The organism is Moraxella sp. CTOTU47579 (assembly GCF_032004885.1).
Classification (GTDB): domain Bacteria; phylum Pseudomonadota; class Gammaproteobacteria; order Pseudomonadales; family Moraxellaceae; genus Faucicola; species Faucicola tetraodonis.
This window is the reverse complement of the sequence record NZ_DALZOJ010000004.1, coordinates 193882-213688: the sequence shown is the minus strand read 5'-3', so window position 1 is coordinate 213688 and position 19807 is coordinate 193882. Positions and strand designations below refer to the sequence as shown.

Here is a 19807-nt window from a genome sequence, read left to right as displayed (position 1 = left end):
AATAGAAAGCTTAAAGCAGTTGTAAGCTCGTGTAAAATTTGAGCGTTTAACAATTTAACGCCATAAAATATAAAACCCACCGAAGTGGGTCTATATGACTGCTTACTGCTTATCTTTTAGGCTTTGGGTAAGGTCACGCCCATTTGACCTTGGTACTTACCGCCACGGTCTTTGTAGGAAGTTTCGCACACATCATCGGCATCACTTTGGAAAAATAGCATTTGCGCCACGCCCTCGCCGGCATAGATACGCGCGGGTAAGTTGGTGGTATTACTAAATTCAAGCGTCACATGCCCTTCCCATTCTGGCTCAAGCGGCGTGACATTGACAATAATACCGCAGCGCGCATAGGTAGATTTTCCCAAACAAATGGTCAATACATCGCGGGGAATACGAAAATACTCGACAGTACGAGCCAAGGCAAATGAGTTGGGCGGGATGATACATTCATCGCCCACGATATCAATAAAGCTACGCTCATCAAAGTTTTTTGGGTCAACGATGGCAGAATGTACATTGGTAAACACTTTAAATTCGCGCGCGCAGCGCACATCATAACCATAGCTTGAGGTGCCGTAGCTGACCAATTTTTGTCCCTGCTCGCCCACACGTACTTGACCTGCTTCAAATGGCTCAATCATGCCATGCTCTTGTGCCATTTGGCGTATCCAGCGGTCGGATTTGATCGACATTTTGTTTCCTCAAATTTTAAATTTAGGCAGAATTATACTGTAATTTACTACATATAGGCGAAAAAAAACGGCTCTCACTCGAAAGCCGTTTTTTCGGTGAGAAAATTAACTCATACGTAATTTATCAAAGGTCAATTTATCTTGGGCATCGACATCCACTTTGATGGTGTCACCCGCCACAAACTCACCCGATAACAATTTGACGGATAGCGGATTTTCGATTTCTTGCTGGATGGCGCGTTTTAGCGGTCTTGCACCATACACAGGGTCATAACCCACAGCGACCAATTGGGTCATGGCTTCATCTGACAATACAATATTCATGTCACGCTCTTGAAGACGTTTGCGTAAGCGTGACAGTTGAATATCTGCAATACCTGCCATTTGCTCTTGCCCAAGTGGATGGAATACCACGATTTCATCAATACGGTTGACAAACTCTGGGCGAAAATGCTGATTGACTGAATTCATTACTGCCGCTTTGATTTCTTCGTAGCTATCGCCTGCCATCTCTTGGATTTTATGCGAACCAAGGTTTGAAGTCATGATAATGACGGTGTTTTTAAAGTCCACAACGCGACCTTGACTGTCGGTCAAGCGACCATCGTCTAGCACTTGCAGTAAGATATTAAACACATCAGGATGCGCTTTTTCTACTTCATCAAACAATACCACACTGTAGGGTCGGCGGCGTACCGCTTCGGTCAATACCCCACCTTCTTCATAACCCACGTAACCTGGGGGTGCACCGACAAGACGGCTGACACTGTGTTTTTCCATAAATTCAGACATATCAATACGAATCATGGCATTTTCATCATCAAACAAGAAACTTGCCAATGATTTGGTCAATTCAGTTTTACCCACCCCTGTCGGACCTAGGAACAAGAACGAACCGCTAGGACGATTGGGGTCAGATAGCCCTGCACGACTACGGCGCACCGCATTGGCGACTGCTTGTACCGCTTCATCTTGACCGACTACGCGCTCATGCAATTTTTCTTCCATGTGCAGCATTTTTTCACGTTCGCCTTGCATCATTTTGGTAACAGGGATACCTGTTGCAGCAGCAACGACTTCAGCGATTTCGTTTTCGGTGACTTTGTTACGTAGCAGTTTGACGCTTGGCGCTTCCCCTGCTTGCTCTTTTTGCTCAGCCAAGTCAGAATCTTTAATACGTTTTTCCAGTTGTGGAATGGTTTCGTATTGCAGTTTTGACATGGTCTCGTAGTCACCTTCACGCTGGGCTTTTTCATAGGCGATACGTGCTTTATCAAGCTCATCTTTGAGCTGTTGGCTACCTTTAACGAGGGCTTTTTCTGCTTGCCAAATTTCATTTAAATCTGCGTATTCTTTTTCAAGCTCGCTGATTTGGGTGTCGAGCAGTTTTAGCTGTGATTTCGCGCCTTCGTCATCTTCATGCTTTAAGGTTTCACGTTGCATTTTGAGCTGAATCAAACGGCTGTCTAATTTGCCCAAGGCTTCTGGTTTACTATCAAGTTCCATTTTTAGACGGCTAGCCGCTTCATCCACCAAGTCAATGGCTTTGTCAGGTAGCATACGGTCGGTGATATAACGGTTACTCATACGCGCGGCGGCAATAATCGCACTGTCTTGGATATCGACCCCGTGATGCAGTTCATAACGCTCTTTTAGGCCACGCAAAATGGCAATGGTATCTTCCACCGTAGGCTCATCAACCAATACTTTTTGAAAACGACGCTCAAGGGCGGCATCTTTTTCGATATATTGGCGGTATTCATCAAGGGTAGTCGCGCCCACGCAGTGCAGCTCACCACGCGCTAACGCAGGTTTAAGCATATTACCCGCATCCATCGCGCCATCGGCTTTACCGGCACCGACCATGGTATGAATTTCATCAATGAATAAAATAACTTGTCCTTCGCTTTTTGCTAGGTCATTAAGTACCGCTTTTAGGCGTTCTTCAAACTCACCACGGAATTTTGCCCCCGCAATCAGTGCCCCCAAATCAAGCGATAATACACGTTTGTTGCGCAAGCCTTCTGGCACATCACCGTTTACGATTTTTTGTGCCAATCCTTCAACAATCGCAGTTTTACCTACACCCGGCTCACCGATGAGCACCGGATTGTTTTTGGTACGGCGTGACAACACTTGAATGGTACGGCGGATTTCGTCATCACGCCCAATCACGGGGTCAAGTTTGCCCGATTCGGCACGTGCGGTTAAATCGATGGTATATTTATTTAAGGCATCACGTTGGTCTTCGCTATTTTGTGTATCCACTTTATCACCCCCACGAATAAAATTAATGACTTGTCTTAGTTTTGGCTCATTGACCCCTGCTTTTGTGAGCAGTTTTGCGGTGTCGCCCGTCTCTGCTAGGGCAACTAGCACCCAGTCGGTAGATAAAAACTGATCGCCCGCTTTTTGCGCGTGGCGCTCGGCTAGATTTAAAATCTTAGCCGTATTTGGGCTGAGATTGACATCACCTGTGGGTGTACCAATCACCGCTTGGTTGTTGAGCGATTGTTGCACGTCTGTTTTTAACTGATTCAAGTTTGCGCCTGCCTGTTCATACACATTGGCATTACTCGGTTCATTGAGTAGCACTGACAATAAATGAATCGGCTCAATCGCGGTATGATCACGAGTGACAGCGAGCGTTTGTGCCTGCTGAACCGCGTTTTGTAAGGCATTGGTAAATTTATCAAATTGCATTATTATTTTTCCTTTTAGCTTTTAACTAATTAGCTTCGAACTAAAATTGATATGGTGTTTTGATAAATCGTTTCAATATCCACCTTTAAAATTTTTTAATTGTCAATGGTTATTTTCTTGATGATGGGACGTAGGTTTGTTTTCAATCCTCACTTGGATCAATAGCTTGCAAAATTTATCGTGTTACCTGTCAAAAATTGACAATAAAAATGTAGATAAAGTCATAAACCAATAAATTTTGGCTTATCGTATAACTTCCAAGGGGATACACCTAATCAGTTTTACTGACTGAGTTTTTTTTGTTGGCTGATATGCGTTTACTTTAGTAGCAAATTAGTAGCGTAGTAGCACCTTGGTTTTTTATCAGCCGCCTTGAGCATTATCTTTAAAAAAATTACGCGAACTAAAGTTTAAGCCATAGCTAAAAATTGATACTATAATTTTATGGACGATAATTAAAATTATATAATATTTTCAATGGGTTATTGTAAGGCAGCTTACATTACATTAACCTATCTACTACATGAATAGACAACAACCGTGCATGGCGCATGTTACTCTGCACAACATCAAATGATAACGCCACATAACATATCAGTTCAGTGGCGCTGCTTTATTTGGTCGAATAACAATAACAGCAAAACAACAACCAGGAGTAATACCCATGCGTGCATTAACCTATCACGGTGCCAAAGATGTTCGAGTCGACAATGTTCCCGACCCACAATTACAAGCCAAAGATGATATTATCTTAAAAGTTACCGCTACCGCCATTTGTGGCTCGGACTTACATTTATACCGTGGCAAAATCCCTGCGACCGAAGAAGGCGATATTTTTGGTCATGAATTTATGGGAGTTGTCGAAGAAGTGGGCGCTGACGTCACAGCGGTAAAAAAAGGCGATCGCGTGGTGATACCCTTTGTAATTGCCTGTGGTAGCTGCTTTTTTTGTCAAAATGATTTGATGGCAGCCTGTGAGACCACCAATGAGGGTCCAGGCGCGGCAATGAACAAAAAGCTTATTCCACCACCTTCGGCGTTGTTCGGTTTTAGTCATTTATACGGCGGTGTGCCTGGTGGACAAGCAGAATATGTGCGCGTTCCAAAAGCCAATTTTGGTCCTTTTAAAGTCCCAGGTTCATTGCCTGATGAGAAAGTGTTGTTCTTATCGGATATTTTGCCGACTGCTTGGCAAGCGGTGACGAATGCCAATGTTACCAAAGGTTCGACTTTGGCTATCTATGGTGCAGGACCTGTGGGCTTGCTATCAGCTGCCTGCGCCAAAATGTTAGGCGCGGCACAAATATTTATCGTTGACCACAATGACTATCGTCTGCAATACGCACAAGATACGTATGGCGCAATTCCTGTCAATTTTGACAAAGTTGATGCCGCAGAAGCCATTATTGAGCAAACTGCGGGGCACCGTGGTGTCGATGCGGTGATTGATGCCGTTGGTTTTGAATCAAAAGGCAGCGTGGTTGAAACGGTCTTAACTACTCTCAAGCTTGAAGGCTCAAGTGGCGCGGCATTACGTCAGTGTATGGCAGCGGTGCGCCGTGGTGGTACAGTGAGTATTCCTGGGGTATATGCAGGTCCGATTCATGGTTTCTTGATGGGTGATGCCTTTGATAAAGGATTAACCTTTAAAATGGGTCAAACCCATGTACATAAATACTTGCCACAACTGCTTGAACATATTGAAAATGGGGATTTATCGCCTGAAGCGATTATTACCCATCGTATGAATCTATCGGATGCGGCGAAAGGTTATGAAATCTTTGAAAAACGTGAAGAAGAGTGTCGAAAAGTGATTTTGACACCATAATTTAATTTCATTATGGATAGATTTAGCATAGTTAATTTAGAATGATAAAATGATAAAAATATAAGATGAGTGTTAGTCACCTTTATACCATGATTAATCATTCAGTCACTAGCCCCTCACAACTTTTAGCTAATAATTTAGCCAAAGTTGTGCAAGGGGTTTCTGATTTGTTGCTACTGTTAGATATTGATGGGACGCTTAGTGAATTTCACCCCGATCCCCAGCAAAGTTTTATCAGCCATGATAATTTAACAATTTTAGCGCAGTTACAAAATCATCTACCCATTTGGCTGGTGACAGGGCGGTCAGTTGCTGATGCTAGACGCTTGACAGCGCCGCTGAAACTGCCGGTGATTGGTAGTCACGGTTTGCAATGTGATACGCTAATCGATAGCTATTCTTTGGTGGACATCAATTTAGCACAGCTACAAAAAATTAATCAAAGCGTCATTAACGCCACTGGTGATCGTCCACACTGGCGCATTGAGCAAAAACCTTTTGGTGTGGCACTGCATTTTCGTGAGCATCCCGAACTTGCCGCTAGCGCTTTAACCATCATGCAAGCTATTGGGCATGATTTTAATGATTGGCAGCTTAAAGCGGGCAAATGTTTGTATGAGCTATTGCCGCAAGGTGTCGATAAAGGCAGTGCCATTAACCATGTTTTAAAACACTATCATCCTCATTGCCGTCCGATATTTATCGGCGATGATGTGACTGATGAAGCAGGATTTATTGCTGTACAAAGTTATGGTGATACACCAAATAAGAAAGGTAGTGATATCAAAGGAATTGGTGTCAAAGTCGGTTATGAACCTACCCATGCCCATTATTATGTGAGCGACGTCTCAGCCGTTACCGATTTACTTAAAGGATTATTGACCCTATGTCAAAGTTGATTGTGTTATCGAATCGGGTTAATTTACCTAATAAACAGTCACCTAAAGCCGTGGCAGGGGGGTTGGCAGTAGCGCTTCAAGAAGCCCTTGCCAAAGATGGCGGTATTTGGGTCGGTTGGAACGGTCAAGTAGTGACAAATATCAGCGATATGCCCAATACCGTCAATCAATTTGCGACTGAGCAGCATGACAAAGTCACCTATGTCACGACGGCTTTTTCACCCATGCAATATGAAAAATATTACTGTGGTTACGCCAATAATCGACTTTGGGCGGGGATGCATGACCGCACGGATTTGATTGTATCAAGTAGTGAAGATTTTAGCGTTTATCAAGCTGTCAATCGTATGTTTGCCAAACAGCTGCAGCAAATCGCACAGCCTGACGATATGATTTGGATACAAGATTATCATTTTTTTGCGGTAGCAAGGCATTGCCGTGACTTAGGCATGAAACAGCGCATTGGCTTTTTTTTGCATATTCCATTTCCCCAGTTATGGGTATGGGATTTTTTGACTTATGGTCAAACTTTAATTAATCAATTACTTGATTATGATGTGGTTGGATTACAAACCCAACAAGACGCTCAAAATTGTGTCGCGGTGCTTGAGCAGCTACTCCCCCACGCCATCCAGATTACGCAAACAAATGCACGTACACTGATTACCCATGGCAATCATACCACCTTAATACAAGCCTATCCAATTGGTATCAATCCTCTCTATATTCATAAACTTGCCAGACAACCGCTGTCAGATCAAGCTGTGTTAAAAAATCTCACTTCAACCATCACCACGATTTTAGCGGTGGAACGACTGGATTACACCAAAGGCATTCCCGAACGCTTACAAGCTTTTGCCGCCTTTTTGCAGCGTTATCCCCAATACCTTGAACGGATTCAGCTGTATCAAATTGCTTGCCCGTCCCGTCTTGATATTCAGACTTATCAACAGTTACGACAACAAGTGCACACCCTCGTTGAGCAAATTAATAGCCAATTTGCTACTGCCAGTTGGCAACCGATTATCTATCAAGAAGACCCAGTCAGTCATGACAATTTAATGCCGTTATTTAGGCAATGCCAAATTTGTTGGGTTAATTCGCTAAAAGACGGCATGAATTTGGTGGCAAAAGAATATATTGCCGCACAGGATGAACAAAACGCAGGGGTTTTGATTTTGTCTAAAAATGCGGGGGCAGCGCACCAACTTCAGCAAGCTATCTTGGTCGACCCTACTGACAACGACAGCATGATAGAAGGCTTATACCAAGCATTGACCATCACCAAACAACAACGGGAACAACGTCACCAATCGCTACTAAAGAGCATCTATGAGACCAATATTGACACGTGGCGAGCGCATTTTTTGGCAGATTTGACCCACATGGACAAAACCAAATAAGTCAATAAAACAGATAATAAAATAGACAACAAAACAGCCAATGAGAAATTCACAATGACACCAGTGTTGGATCATGCTTTACCTACCGACTATCACCAATCGGACTTGAGTAAATTAATCACCGCTATTTTGCAAGACTTTCGTAGAACGGTTGATACATCACCTAAACTAAGCGATGCCGCTTATGTCACACAATTAAAGCAAACTTTGTCGCAGTTGGTGCTTTTGTCCACTCAAATTGCCTTGCCTGCTGACGGTCATACTTTACAGCGCTGGCAAGTATTGGCACAGGTTGCCGCTTGTGATTTGAACTTGGTCAAATTTTTTGAGTCGCATCTTGATGCATTGGCGATTTTGGCAGAATTGGGCGTGGACGATATCGCTGAAGGCCTATGGGCCGTATGGGCAGCAGAAGGCGGTGATGAGCCACTGCGTTTTGATGGCGAAACATGCACGGGACAAAAACTGTGGTGTTCGGGTGCGACCTTTGTCGATCATGGCTTGGTCAGTTTCCGAGATACCCATAATAACGCCCAATTGCTGATGTTAGCCATGAACCAACCGCAAGTGACCATTGATGACAGCGGCTGGTATGCGGTAGGTATGCCCTACACGGCGACAGCCACCCTCCATCTAAAAGGCGCTAACGCCACCCAAGTCATATCAAATGCGATTGCCAAAGGTAGCAGCCCTTATCTCGACCGCCCAGGATTTTGGCAGGGTGCGGCAGGGGTAGCGGCTTGTTGGTATGGCGCGGCAGCCCAGTTGGCACAGTTTTTATTGGACAGTTATCAGCAAAAACCCCAAGCCTTTAAAGCATTTTATCTTGGCGAAGTGTCGCAAGCACTCAGTGTCACCCAAGCGTACTTTTATCAAGTTGCGCAATTAATCGATAGTGAGCCTAGCCAAAGTCATGCACTCCCCATCCGTATCTTAAGAGCGCAAGTGGAGACTACCGCCATGCTAGTGCTTGAAAAAGTTGGTAAAGCTTTGGGCGCAACGCCTTATTGCAAAAATGCCCATTTTGCACGGCTAGCGGCAGACTTATCGGTATTTATCCGTCAAACCCATGGCGCATTTGACAGTGAAGCGATTGGCAAATTGACTGCCGAACAGCTAGGCGATTCACAAGGGGGATTATGGCAACTGTAGATTCTAAGCCCGCCCCACTGCATCCGATTGTGGGTGACCGTTTAATTGCAGGCGACGGCACATCTGCACAAGATTGGCAAGCGTGGCAAGGGTTGGACAGTCTCACCAGACTGGATATATCGACCCATTTTCCCAAACATCGGCGCGTGTGTATTTTTGCGCCGCACCCAGATGATGAGATTTTAGGCTGTGGTGGGCTGCTGCAAGCGTTGGTGGCTCAAGGTAATCAAGTATTGATTGTTAGTGTCACCCAAGGCGAGAAAAGCCACCCTAACTCACCGCTGTATCCGACCGATAAACTGGCAAAAATCCGAGCAATTGAAAGCCAGCTTGCACTTGAAACGCTCGATAGCAGTTTGGATTTGCCCAATGTGTCGATGACGAGCTTGAATTTTCCTGATGGCGAAGTTTTTGGGCGGCAAGTGGATTTTTTTGACAAGTTAACATCGCTGATTCAGCCCGCTGATATTTTAATCACCCCATTTGCGTACGATGGTCATCCCGACCATGAAGGCACTGGGCAAGTGGTGCATCGTTTTGCCCATGCATTTAAAAGTCGCTTAAATTTGACCTGCTATCAAGTGCTGATCTGGGCATGGCATTGGGCAAAACCTGGCGATAGCCGTATTCCCTGGCACAAGGCATGGCGATTTGATTTAAGCGAATTGCAGGCGCAGCGAAAAAGTTATGCCATGCGCTGTTTTAGCAGTCAAATCTATGTTGACCCAACAACGGGAACAGCGCCTATTTTGTCAGATACCACGTTAACTAGGCTTAGCCAACCATTTGAGGTATATCTTCATGACTGATGTGTCAGCGTATTTTGCCCAAATTTATGCCGATAGTAGCGACCCTTGGCAATATGAAAAACGCTGGTATGAAGTGCGAAAACGCGCAATTTGCCTGTCATTGTTACCCTACCCGCATTTTGCCAAGGCGATTGAACTGGGCTGTAGCAATGGTGTATTTAGTGAGCAGTTAGCCCAGCGCTGCGATGATTTGCGGTGTGTGGATGGGCAACTTGAGGCAGTCAAACTTGCCAGTGAGCGTCTGCACAACCAGGCACATGTGCAAGTTATGCAAGGTTTGATACCGCAGGATTTGCCCAGTGAGCGATTTGATTTGATTGTGGTCAGTGAGATTTTATATTACTTGGCGCCTGACGCATTGACCGAAGTCATCGCTTGGCTCAACACTGCATTGACAGACAATGGCGTGATTTTAGCCTGTCATTGGCGCTATCCGATTGACGGGTTTCAACTGACAGGCGAAACAGTCCACGACAGTTTGCAACAACAGCTGCACTACCGTCAGCAAAGTCATGTGATTGACCAAGATTTTTTGTTGACCATTTGGCAAGCCAATCACCAAAGCCTTGCCAAGCAAGAAAATCTAGTGGAATAACTGAGAAAAGCATTATGGCAAATACTACTGTCCCACAGCGGCTACCCAAAAAAATCGGCATAGTCATCCCTGCCCATAATGAAGCCGATAGCATCAGCGCGTGTTTGGATGCGATTAAACAGGCGATTGCTCAGCTATCAAGCGACATAGTGGTACAAACGGTGGTCGTGCTAGATAGCTGTGATGATGATACTTTATCAAAAGTACAAAACGCCCAGGTAGACTGGCTGCGCTGTGAGTTTCGCTGCGTGGGTAAGGTCAGAGATTTGGGCGTGCGTTACTTGATTGAACAGGGGGCTGATTGGATTGCTTGCACCGATGCCGATAGTATGGTGGAAGCTGATTGGTTAATGGCACAAATCAAACATCTAAAAGCTGAGCCCACAACTACGCCCACCACTAGGCCCACAGCCATGATATGTGGCGTAGTGAGCATCGATTGTTGGGATGCGTTGTCAGAGAGTACCAAACAGCAATACCTCGCCCATTATCAAGATTGTATGGATCATCGCCATATTCATGGGGCAAATTTGAGCTTTGCCAGTCAAGATTATCTGGCGGTGGGTGGTTTTGATGAATTAACTTGCCATGAAGATGTGGGTTTGGTGAAAAAATTTGAGCAAGCCAATTTACCCATTATTTGGAGTAATTTGGTACGCGTGGTGACTAGCAGTCGCCTTGATGCCCGCGCTAAGGAAGGATTTGCCCATTTTTTAAGGGGTTTAGAGAATCAACCTTCAGCATAAATGAAAACCAACCTTTGGCTCAAATCAAAATCAGCCTTTGGCTTAAATAAAGGTAAAAAGTTGGGTTTAACACAGTTCACTTACAAAACTATTGTGATATTCCTTGCTATCTGCCGGTATTACTATATACTGGACAACAGCTAGAAAGCAGTCAGAAGTTTCAATCGCATTACATTAAGTCTATTCTAAGTTCGTTTCCATTACGCTTGTGTCCTAGATTTTAAGTCAATCGTGTATCAAAACTACCGCAATTCTTTCATACCGAATAGAATCGTGTTGTGGCTTAGTTCCAGCTTTAGGGTCAGATGACCACTTTTAAAATCTATCTAATCAAGGACAATCCTATGTCAAATACTGTAAACGGCACCGTAAAATGGTTTAACGAATCAAAAGGCTTTGGCTTTATCGAACAAGACAATGGCGGCAAAGACGTTTTCGCACATTATAGCCAAATCGCAAGCTCAGGTTTCAAAACATTGAGCGAAGGTCAACGCGTATCTTTCGTTGTGACCCAAGGTCAAAAAGGCGACCAAGCTAGCAATATCGTTGCTATCTAAGGTTAGCTAAGCCTACTATCGTAAATGGTCTGATAACGCGTGGCGTGAATAACGCTTCATTCATTGATTAGCCATTTGCATAGATAGCAAAAAATAGATATCAAAAAAGCGCTTATTTATTATAAGTGCTTTTTTTGTGTTTTGTGCTCACCCAACTATTGGGCTAACTCGGCTGACAATTTATGGGCTGCTGTGTGCGGTTAAGAAAGGTTATTGTGCATCCACTTTACGTTTTTTTTGTAGTTTGCGCTGTAGTGTGCGCCGGTGCATTTTAAGTACCCTCGCCGCTTCACTGATATTGCCTTGGCATTCATCTAATACTTGGTGGATGTATTCCCATTCGTGATGTTCAAGTGACAAACGTTCATCTGTTGCACTACCGATTGACTTTGTAGGGGCTACTACGATGTCCAATACTTTATAGATTTCATCCAGACTACACGGCTTAGGCAAATAATGATACGCGCCCATTTTGACCGCACTGACGGCGGTCGCAATGCTGGCATAGCCAGTAAGCATTAGAATTTTGGCAGTGGGGGTAATAGCGAGTAATGGCTCAATCAGATGAATGCCGTTGTCATCACCGATGTTGAGATCCAATATAATAAACCTGGGTAATTGCTTCTTTGCCAGTTGTAGCGCGCTATCGGCATTAGTGGCAGTCAATACCTGATTGCCCTGTTTTTCCAACGACTTTTTTAAAATACGGCAAAACACCTCATCATCATCAATGATAAGCCATGTCTCTGCTAACAGGGGTGGGTGTTGCAACCTAGTCTCCTACAACAAACTGGCGGGCGCATCGATTACTGGTAACGTTATCTTCACGCACGTACCTGAATCATTTAACCTTTTTTGCAGGGGTGAATTTTGCTTATTGGTCAGCTCAAGGTGTCCGCCAACATATTCTATAACTGTTTTGGCAATCGTCAAGCCAAGCCCTAAGCCATGATCCGATTCGATAGCAGTTTGGTGTTGGATACGCTGTATCATGCTACTGTCGATACCCTGTCCGTTGTCTTCAATAATAATCATCACGTTTTGAGCAAGCTGTACGCTAATATCAAGCCTTGTGGCTTGTGCCTGCATGGCATTATTGAGCATATTCATCACAATAGAATACAGCTGTTCTTCACTCAAGGGGACGGCTATCGATTGTGGTGGTACATTGAGTGCTACTTCAACATGGGGGTTGATAAATTGCCAATCATTGACGACTTTGGGCAGTAGCGTTGGTAAATTTGATGACGTTACCCATGCCAATGGCTCAGATTGCGCTGGCGGCAGCGCATTGGATTGGATATGGGATTTGAGCTTGTGCAGCGATTGGCGGCAGACGTCGATTTGTGATTGTAACAGTTTTATGTCATCCAATAACTCGTCGTCTTCATCTAATTGCTGGGCAATGTCATCGCTTAGTAATTGCATCGACGCAATCGGCGTGCTCATCTCATGGGCGATATTGGCAGCCAGACTACTGATAGCAAGCAACCGACGTTGTTGGTGAATGGCTTGCTGCGCTTGCTCAAGCGCCTGATAACTACGGCTCATCGCCTGTTTAAAATAAACCGTTAAGGCGGTTAACATGATTGCCGCAAAAATAAAAACCCCAAACATACCCAGTAAATGGAGTTTTTGACCCACCGCATGATCATGGTGGCTCAGGGTCAGCGGCACATAACAATACCATAACAGCGTATACAGCCCAACAGACAGCATTGACAAGCCGATGATGTGCACGGTGCTCATCACCATAGACGCCACGGCAATCACCGTTAAAAACAAGGTAATCAACGGATTGGCGGCCCCACCTGAATAATAAATAAAGGCTGACCACGCCAGTAAATCCCCGATAAACCCCGCCAACATGAGCCAAGAGTGTTGTGGGTGAAAGTGTCGAGTAGCTATTAGGCGTTTAGTTAGCTCAACGCTGACCCCATACATAATGATAATCGCGAGCAGATGATTGATTTGCTGTTTGGCAACGCCCCATTGGTCGGCACAAATCATGGCGGCGACCATAATAGCTAACCAGGTATAGCGAGCAATCATGGGGGCTTTTGCGACGTTGTTGATGGCTTGATGCATGGGCAAACTTTTGACGAACCATAAAACAAGATTTTAGCATGAAGCAGCCGCACTTTGAGCGAACTTTGAGCGAATTAACGTGTCAAAAGTAAATCAATGGCTAGTCAATACTAGGATAACCACAAATGCACCAAAAGTTTTCTCTTTAAACCCTATGGATGATGGCATAATTTTTTTAATGTTAATTTTTAAAACTTTAAAGTGTGCTTATTTGCTGATTCAGTTACAATCAGATAAAGGCTCACTTTATGTTTTTAATCAAAAATTTATTGGAGTGCCAACTTACAGCTATCTTTGACGCTTTACAAATAGATGAGAAATGTACCATGGTCAATTTTCCTCAAAGTGCTAAGAATTTAACTATTACCCTATTAATCAGCAGCCTGCTGTTGCTGGGTTGTCAAAAAATGAATGCCAAAGAAAACACTGGCTCTGCGCGTGCTGCTAGCAAATCGGATGTATTGCCGACTGATACGTTAGCAACCTTACAAGGTTTGAGCCAAATCAACCCAAAATTAGGCAAAATGGGTCGTCATGTGATTGACCCCAACAAGCCAACTGTGGTGAAATTTTGGGCAAGCTGGTGCCCGCTGTGTTTGGCAACGCTCCAAGAAAGCGACGCATGGGCAAAGCAGTATCCCGATATGAATGTCATCAGCGTGGTCAGTCCAGGTCATTTGAGTGAAAAATCCTCCCAAGATTTTCAAACTTGGTACACAGTGCTTGCCAAAGACTATGCTAACCTAGCGGTGCTTATGGATAACAATGGCAAGCTGATTAAACAATTTGGCGTGCAAGTCTATCCCAGTTTTGCGATTTTGGATAAACAAGGCAATTTATTAAAACTGGTCAAAGGCAATCTTACCCCAACACAAATACAAGCCTTGTCAGACAATGCTAGCAACGACTTTGCAGAACTCAAAGCCCTGAATCAAGCAAAAACTCCGTATAGCCAGACTGCCCAAGCTCATGAGCAGGCTAATAACCAAGCTAGCAAACAAGCCGCTAGCATCAAAGCCTTAGCTCCGATTAACCATAACGGTGTGTATTATCAAGCAGATGGTAAAACCCCGATTCGCACGCATACTATCTATCTGGCGGGTGGCTGTTTTTGGGGGCTAGAGGCCTATATGGAGCGCGTGGATGGCGTGGTCGATGCGATATCAGGTTATGCCAATGGCAATAGCGCGAACCCGAGCTATGAGCAGGTGATAGCAGGCTCAGGGCACGCAGAAACCGTCAAAGTTATCTATGATATCGATAAAACCAATCTTGCGACCCTCTTGGCATACTACGTGCGAGTGATTGACCCGACCAGTCTCAACAAACAAGGCAATGATCGCGGGGCGCAATATCGTACCGGCATTTATTATACCGATGCCAATGATAAGCCAATCATTGATAAAACCCTTGCCGATTTGGCAAAAAAATATCCGCAAAAAATTGTGGTAGAAAATAAACCCTTGGCGAATTTTTATGACGCAGAAAATTATCACCAAGATTATCTAAGCAAAAATCCCAATGGCTACTGCCATATTGATATTAGCCTTGCCAATCAAAAAATCCCCGTTATCAAAGCCTTAGCGCCTGCCACGACGGTCACCGAGGCGCTCAATCCTACCCGCTATCAAAACTACGATAAAAATGTAAAAAGTCGGTTGACCCAAGCGCAGTATGATGTCACCCAAAACGCAGCTACTGAGCGCGCCTTTAGTCATCAATACGACCATTTATTTGCTAAAGGTTTATATGTGGATATCGTCAGTGGCGAGCCGTTGTTTTTATCCACCGATAAATATGATTCGGGGTGTGGCTGGCCGAGTTTTACCAAACCCATTAGCGCAAACGTCATTACCACCTCAACCGATAGCAGTTTTAACATGACACGAACGGAAGTGCGCTCGCGGGTCGCCAACTCACATTTAGGGCATGTGTTTGATGATGGCCCCAAGGATAAAGGCGGATTACGCTACTGCATCAATGGCGATGCGCTACAATTTATCGCTTTGGCAGACATGCAAGCGGCAGGCTATGGCGCACTTATGCCATTGGTAAAATAGCCAGTCAATTAGGTAGCACGTTGACTGGTAACGATATCAAAAACGCTTTGACAAGCCATCAGCTGCCAATGCGTTTTTAATAAGGCGTTTTTGATTATGCCGAGACTTTAAAATTTTTTAAAAATGCGCTTATAAAAATTTGGTCATCACCCTGAGCGGTAATATTTTCATACCAATTCCAATCGGCAGCCAAGGCCATGCTGGGACAAAGGCTTCATTCACTTTGGCTTCAATCGCTTCGACAATCGCCTCGACGCCCTCTTCTTCTGTACTCTCAAACGGCAAATATTTGGCACCGATATTGAGCTCGGTACGGATATACCCAGGGTAAATCGTGGTGACAGTTATCGGACGTTTTTCCTGCATCATATCAGCGCGAATGCCTTCGGCTAAATTTGCCAGTCCCGCTTTGGCAGCCGCATAAGTGGTAAGATGACGGGGCAAACCGCGCACCGCTGACATACTTGAGATGACCACCAACTGACCGCTGTTTTGCTGGCGAAAAATCTTCATCGCCGCCTCACACTGGGCAATCGCTGCGATAAAATTGACTTCAGCGGTATGGCGATTGGTCTCAAAGCGTCCATGACCAATGACGCGGCTATCGCCCACCCCTGCATTGACGATAATTTTATCAATGGTTTTCCCTCGGGTTTTGCAGTCACTCACAAAGCTATCAAATACCGTAAAAATCTGATTATAATCGGTCACATCCAAAGTTTTGACAGAGACTTTGACAGGGTACTTGCTTTCAATGTCTTGCTTTAACGCATTTAATCGCTCTTCTCGTCTGGCACAAATTGCCAAATCATAGCCTAGATAAGCAAATCGGCGTGCCATCATCGCGCCAATCCCTGAGCTGGCACCGGTAATCAATACGGTTTTGCCTTGACCGATACCTTGTAGCTCAGCTAATGAGCGTCGATTGACCAGTTTTTTCATCACAAATTGACCGTATTTATCAATTTTTTGTAGCGCGTTTTCAAGTTTTTTCATCGTTTGGTTGCCTGTACCACTCAGTTATCGTAACAATAAATAAAAAATCATCAAAGAGGCGCTGATTTTATCATTACGACCCTTGTTTAGCCTACTGCAAATATCACTATAGGCTTTAAATACATAATATAAACAAGGATGGCGATAGGATTAACGATGACTGACACCCTTTAGCCCTCTATACTGGTTAACCCTTCATACTCGCTATTTTTTATAACAGCCTCTTACTGGGTAATGTCAAATCTGTCACCAAAGGCAAATATACAGGTTGGCAATGCTATATTAAGATACTCTATATTAGGACGCCCTATATCAAGACACCCAATGTGAAGACAATAAAAAACCCAAATCAGCGCAAAGTCTCATTTGGGTTGTTTTAGAAATTTTTGGGTTATGCCAAACCATTGACCCATGTCAGTGGGGCGTTTTTCATCCAATCACTCATCAGTGTCCACGGTTGTTCAGGGACACACGCTTCATCCGGCTCGCCTTCAATCGCGATTGCCAATGCTTTGGTGCCGATTTCTTCACTCACTTCAAAGGGTAACGGTTTAGCCCCTTCGTTAATCTCAGTGCGTATATACCCTGGATATATCGTTGACACTTTAATCGGTAAATCAGAGAGCAGCATATCGGCGCGAATCCCTTCAGCAAGCTGGGCAATCGCTGATTTACTTGCCGCGTACACTGACATGTGTTTTGGCAGACCACGGAACGCCGACATGCTTGAGATAACCACCAAATGACCGCTATTTTGGGCGCGGAAAATTTCCATCGCCGCTTCACACTGGGCAAGACCTGAGATAAAATTGATTTCGGCAGTTTTGCGATTAATCTCAAAATTACCCTTGCCAATACGGCGACCCTCGCCGACCCCTGCATTGATGATGATACGATCAAGCTTGCCAAACTCTTGGGCAAATTCATGAAACACTTTAAAAACCTGCGTATAATCAGTCACATCGAGTGCCTTGACACTGACTGTAATCGTCGGATTATCCGCTAATAAGTTGGCTTTGAGTTGTTCTAGGCGTTCGGTGCGGCGTGCACAAATTGCCAGGTTATAGCCCATGCGAGCAAAATGGGTCGCCATGCCTGCCCCCAGCCCCGAGCTTGCGCCAGTAATCAAAATGGTTTTACCCTTGCCCACTTGGTTATTTATAAAACCAGATAAGTCCGTGTTTGGGGCTGTCATTGTGGCCTGAACTTGCTGCAGTAATTCCGGTAGTGTTTGCATTATTTCATCCTTAATTATTTATTAAATTTTTTTTAAACGTTAAACTGATAAGCTAAATTTTAGCGCCAAGTCACCATCTGCTCGCCTTGTTGATACAAATAGCTAAACTCATTAAAGGTCTGTAAAAAAACACCTTGGTTACTCACGCGAAATTGGTGAACACTGGCGTTGGCGATATGCCAGTTCAAATCAAAAGCTTGGACATCCGATAGTTTCATCACTTGCTGCATGATACTGGCAATCACGCCACCTGAGGTAAATACCATCGCATGTTCATGCTCGCCAGTTTGGGCAATTAAACGCTCAAAACCGTTCCAAGTGCGCTGCAAAAAGTGTTGCCAACTTTCATCATAATCGCTGTCGTACTGACCGCTTTGCCAACGGCTCATGGCTTGGGTAAAAATATCAGTAAAGCTAATTTCCGGGTGTGTTTGACTGGACAAATACGCCATAAAACTGGCTTTATCCTGAAATGGCAATCCCGCTTTATAAAGAATTTGTTCATGATTAAACTCATTAAAACTGCTATCTTCACCGAGCAATAGCGGCATGGTCAAACTGGGATTTGCCTGATTTTTTAAAGCGTTTTGCACATGGTGGGTGATTTCGGTCAGTTCAATGCCTTCACGGGTGACATAATAATGGCTCAAAAAATGCTTGAGACTATCCTTTTGCCGCGCCATACTGCCTGACATCAGCGCGTGCACTTGCCGACCTGACTGGCGAAAACTATCACCAAGCCACTGGGTCTGAGCGATACCTTTTGGAGACAGTTGGTCATAATTGTCTGCGCCAAATGACGCTTGCCCATGACGGACAAGGCTGATGAGTTTCATGAAAATCCCTATGATTTATTGTTATTTTTTTCGATAAGTTCGACGCAGCGGTTGTGTAAGGCGTTGACAATCACGCCAAAATCTTTGAACGCCGGATTATCCGTCTGCCCATGATAATAACGGTAATAAATCTGCTGCGCAATCGCTGCCAAGCGAAACACCCCAAACACTTCATAAAAGCGCCAGTTATCCACTTTCAGCCCCGTTTTTTGCAGGTAGTACTCGACCACTTCGGCACGGGTCATCATGCCTGGCAGATTGGTCGGCTGACGGCGCGTAGCTTTCATCACCGCATTGTCATCGGCTTGAATCCAGTAAGCTAACGCACAGCCCAAATCCATCAAGGGGTCGCCTATCGTTGCCATTTCCCAGTCGAGCACGCCAATGATGTTGGTTGGATTGTTTGGGTCTAAAATCACATTGTCAAAACGCCAGTCATTATGAATCACGCTAGTTTTGACATCTTTTGGGGTGTTGGCTTTTAACCACTGACGCACATCGGCAAAATCAGGCACATCAGGCGTGCGGGCTTGCTCATAGCGTTTATCCCAGCCCATGACTTGACGCTCGCAGTAGCCTTCGCCTTTGCCAAGTGCGACCAAATCAGGATTTTGGGTGTAATCGACCTTGTGTAAATCAATCAACGCATCGACTACCTGCCTGCACAGCTCGCTGACTTGCTGTTCGCTTAACGTCAACGCTTTTGGCAAATTGGCACGGGGAATAATGCCCTCGATGCGATCCATGACATAAAAATCGCAACCAATCACGCGGTCATCGGTACACAGGGCGACCATATTGGGGACGCGTGGGTATTGTGATTGCAGTGCTTTTTGAACTGTGTACTCACGTACCATATCATGGGCGGATTTGGCTTTGGTACCTTTGGGTGGGCGTCGTAAAATTAAATCACGGTTGGCATATTTTAGGCGGTATGTCCAGTTGGATGCGCCCCCTGAAAACTGGGTAACTTCTGGCTCACCTTGCAAAGCGATGCCTTGGCTCATTAAATACTCGGTGACCGCATTGCTGTCAATCTCTTCGCCTTTGCGTACTGGGTTCGCAGTATCAAGCATAATCTCATCCTTGTTTCTTATTTTGTTTTTTAACTTGTATTTTTAACTAGGTCAAATAGCAAAATGACGTAACCTGACATCACGTCTTTTTTGTTAGCTAGCTACCTTTTTTGTTAACTAGCTATTAGTT

At 44.6% G+C, this 19807-nt stretch carries 17 protein-coding genes; 9 read left to right on the top strand and 8 right to left on the bottom strand.

Going from position 1 to position 19807, the window contains the following annotated elements; all coding sequences use genetic code 11:
• Positions 1 to 116 precede the first annotated feature (116 nt).
• Both dcd and clpB read right to left on the bottom strand, forming a co-directional pair.
• Positions 117 to 692, bottom strand: coding sequence for a dCTP deaminase (gene dcd, locus RTP55_RS04670; protein WP_007116249.1), 576 nt, complete (start codon positions 690 to 692; stop codon positions 117 to 119).
• 105 nt (positions 693 to 797) lie between these two features.
• The gene (gene clpB, locus RTP55_RS04665) at positions 798 to 3395 is read right to left on the bottom strand and encodes an ATP-dependent chaperone ClpB (protein WP_312384569.1); all 2598 of its coding nucleotides are present in this window, start codon (positions 3393 to 3395) and stop codon (positions 798 to 800) included.
• A 664-nt stretch (positions 3396 to 4059) separates the two neighbouring features.
• On the opposite strand from clpB, the gene RTP55_RS04660 reads away from it, so the two are divergent.
• From RTP55_RS04660 to RTP55_RS04625, 8 genes are all read left to right on the top strand, one after another.
• Positions 4060 to 5223 (top strand): zinc-dependent alcohol dehydrogenase, encoded by a 1164-nt coding sequence (locus RTP55_RS04660; protein ID WP_312384567.1) that lies wholly within the window; start codon positions 4060 to 4062, stop codon positions 5221 to 5223.
• A 65-nt stretch (positions 5224 to 5288) separates the two neighbouring features.
• Entirely contained in the window at positions 5289 to 6122 is an 834-nt protein-coding gene (gene otsB / locus RTP55_RS04655) for a trehalose-phosphatase (RefSeq protein ID WP_312384565.1), read from the top strand.
• Positions 6110 to 7525: an alpha,alpha-trehalose-phosphate synthase (UDP-forming) gene (locus RTP55_RS04650; RefSeq protein WP_312384563.1), complete on the top strand. Its 1416-nt coding sequence runs from the start codon at positions 6110 to 6112 to the stop codon at positions 7523 to 7525. Before otsB ends, RTP55_RS04650 begins: the two co-directional genes overlap by 13 nt.
• Positions 7526 to 7579: 54 nt before the next feature.
• Positions 7580 to 8677 (top strand): acyl-CoA dehydrogenase, encoded by a 1098-nt coding sequence (locus tag RTP55_RS04645; protein WP_312384560.1) that lies wholly within the window; start codon positions 7580 to 7582, stop codon positions 8675 to 8677.
• A complete protein-coding gene (locus RTP55_RS04640) occupies positions 8665 to 9486 on the top strand; it encodes a PIG-L deacetylase family protein (RefSeq protein WP_312384556.1) in 822 nt (273 codons plus the stop codon). Before RTP55_RS04645 ends, RTP55_RS04640 begins: the two co-directional genes overlap by 13 nt.
• Positions 9479 to 10081 carry a class I SAM-dependent DNA methyltransferase gene (locus RTP55_RS04635; protein WP_312384554.1) on the top strand — a complete coding sequence of 201 codons (603 nt, stop codon included), beginning with the start codon at positions 9479 to 9481 and terminating at the stop codon, positions 10079 to 10081. Before RTP55_RS04640 ends, RTP55_RS04635 begins: the two co-directional genes overlap by 8 nt.
• 14 nt (positions 10082 to 10095) lie before the next feature.
• Complete coding sequence (locus RTP55_RS04630) at positions 10096 to 10827, top strand: glycosyltransferase family 2 protein (RefSeq protein ID WP_312384552.1); 732 nt, start codon at positions 10096 to 10098, stop codon at positions 10825 to 10827.
• A gap of 344 nt (positions 10828 to 11171) precedes the next feature.
• Positions 11172 to 11384, top strand: a complete 213-nt coding sequence (locus RTP55_RS04625; RefSeq protein ID WP_007116258.1) for a cold-shock protein — start codon at positions 11172 to 11174, stop codon at positions 11382 to 11384.
• 210 nt (positions 11385 to 11594) lie between these two features.
• Here the strand turns inward: RTP55_RS04625 and RTP55_RS04620 are convergent, their stop codons facing one another.
• Positions 11595 to 12155, bottom strand: coding sequence for a response regulator transcription factor (locus RTP55_RS04620; protein ID WP_312384550.1), 561 nt, complete (start codon positions 12153 to 12155; stop codon positions 11595 to 11597).
• Positions 12156 to 12164: 9 nt separating this feature from the next.
• Positions 12165 to 13472 carry a sensor histidine kinase gene (locus tag RTP55_RS04615; RefSeq protein WP_312384549.1) on the bottom strand — a complete coding sequence of 436 codons (1308 nt, stop codon included), beginning with the start codon at positions 13470 to 13472 and terminating at the stop codon, positions 12165 to 12167.
• A gap of 326 nt (positions 13473 to 13798) precedes the next feature.
• Here RTP55_RS04615 and msrAB point away from each other — a divergent pair, with 326 nt between their 5' ends.
• Positions 13799 to 15532 carry a bifunctional peptide-methionine (S)-S-oxide reductase MsrA/peptide-methionine (R)-S-oxide reductase MsrB gene (gene msrAB / locus RTP55_RS04610; RefSeq protein WP_203171696.1) on the top strand — a complete coding sequence of 578 codons (1734 nt, stop codon included), beginning with the start codon at positions 13799 to 13801 and terminating at the stop codon, positions 15530 to 15532.
• A gap of 129 nt (positions 15533 to 15661) precedes the next feature.
• Here the strand turns inward: msrAB and RTP55_RS04605 are convergent, their stop codons facing one another.
• The 4 genes from RTP55_RS04605 to RTP55_RS04590 all read right to left on the bottom strand — a co-directional run bounded on the left by RTP55_RS04605 (position 15662) and on the right by RTP55_RS04590 (position 19677).
• Complete coding sequence (locus tag RTP55_RS04605) at positions 15662 to 16474, bottom strand: SDR family oxidoreductase (protein WP_060994714.1); 813 nt, start codon at positions 16472 to 16474, stop codon at positions 15662 to 15664.
• Between the two features lie 445 nt (positions 16475 to 16919).
• The gene (locus RTP55_RS04600) at positions 16920 to 17723 is read right to left on the bottom strand and encodes an SDR family oxidoreductase (protein ID WP_312384604.1); all 804 of its coding nucleotides are present in this window, start codon (positions 17721 to 17723) and stop codon (positions 16920 to 16922) included.
• Positions 17724 to 17824: 101 nt separating this feature from the next.
• Entirely contained in the window at positions 17825 to 18601 is a 777-nt protein-coding gene (locus tag RTP55_RS04595) for a histidine phosphatase family protein (RefSeq protein WP_312384546.1), read from the bottom strand.
• Between the two features lie 8 nt (positions 18602 to 18609).
• Entirely contained in the window at positions 18610 to 19677 is a 1068-nt protein-coding gene (locus RTP55_RS04590; RefSeq protein ID WP_312384544.1) for a phosphotransferase family protein, read from the bottom strand.
• Positions 19678 to 19807 lie beyond the last annotated feature (130 nt).

Excerpts from the sequence above, each read along its gene's own strand:
- RTP55_RS04650 (WP_312384563.1), top strand. The coding sequence starts at position 6,110 with ATGTCAAAGTTGATTGTGTTATCGAATCGGGTTAATTTACCTAATAAA.
- RTP55_RS04615 (WP_312384549.1), bottom strand. The coding sequence starts at position 13,472 with ATGCATCAAGCCATCAACAACGTCGCAAAAGCCCCCATGATTGCTCGC.
- otsB (WP_312384565.1), top strand. The coding sequence starts at position 5,289 with ATGAGTGTTAGTCACCTTTATACCATGATTAATCATTCAGTCACTAGC.
- clpB (WP_312384569.1), bottom strand. The coding sequence starts at position 3,395 with ATGCAATTTGATAAATTTACCAATGCCTTACAAAACGCGGTTCAGCAG.
- RTP55_RS04645 (WP_312384560.1), top strand. The coding sequence starts at position 7,580 with ATGACACCAGTGTTGGATCATGCTTTACCTACCGACTATCACCAATCG.
- RTP55_RS04625 (WP_007116258.1), top strand. The coding sequence starts at position 11,172 with ATGTCAAATACTGTAAACGGCACCGTAAAATGGTTTAACGAATCAAAA.
- RTP55_RS04640 (WP_312384556.1), top strand. The coding sequence starts at position 8,665 with ATGGCAACTGTAGATTCTAAGCCCGCCCCACTGCATCCGATTGTGGGT.
- msrAB (WP_203171696.1), top strand. The coding sequence starts at position 13,799 with ATGGTCAATTTTCCTCAAAGTGCTAAGAATTTAACTATTACCCTATTA.
- RTP55_RS04605 (WP_060994714.1), bottom strand. The coding sequence starts at position 16,474 with ATGAAAAAACTGGTCAATCGACGCTCATTAGCTGAGCTACAAGGTATC.
- RTP55_RS04660 (WP_312384567.1), top strand. The coding sequence starts at position 4,060 with ATGCGTGCATTAACCTATCACGGTGCCAAAGATGTTCGAGTCGACAAT.
- RTP55_RS04595 (WP_312384546.1), bottom strand. The coding sequence starts at position 18,601 with ATGAAACTCATCAGCCTTGTCCGTCATGGGCAAGCGTCATTTGGCGCA.
- RTP55_RS04590 (WP_312384544.1), bottom strand. The coding sequence starts at position 19,677 with ATGCTTGATACTGCGAACCCAGTACGCAAAGGCGAAGAGATTGACAGC.
- dcd (WP_007116249.1), bottom strand. The coding sequence starts at position 692 with ATGTCGATCAAATCCGACCGCTGGATACGCCAAATGGCACAAGAGCAT.
- RTP55_RS04635 (WP_312384554.1), top strand. The coding sequence starts at position 9,479 with ATGACTGATGTGTCAGCGTATTTTGCCCAAATTTATGCCGATAGTAGC.
- RTP55_RS04600 (WP_312384604.1), bottom strand. The coding sequence starts at position 17,723 with ATGACAGCCCCAAACACGGACTTATCTGGTTTTATAAATAACCAAGTG.
- RTP55_RS04630 (WP_312384552.1), top strand. The coding sequence starts at position 10,096 with ATGGCAAATACTACTGTCCCACAGCGGCTACCCAAAAAAATCGGCATA.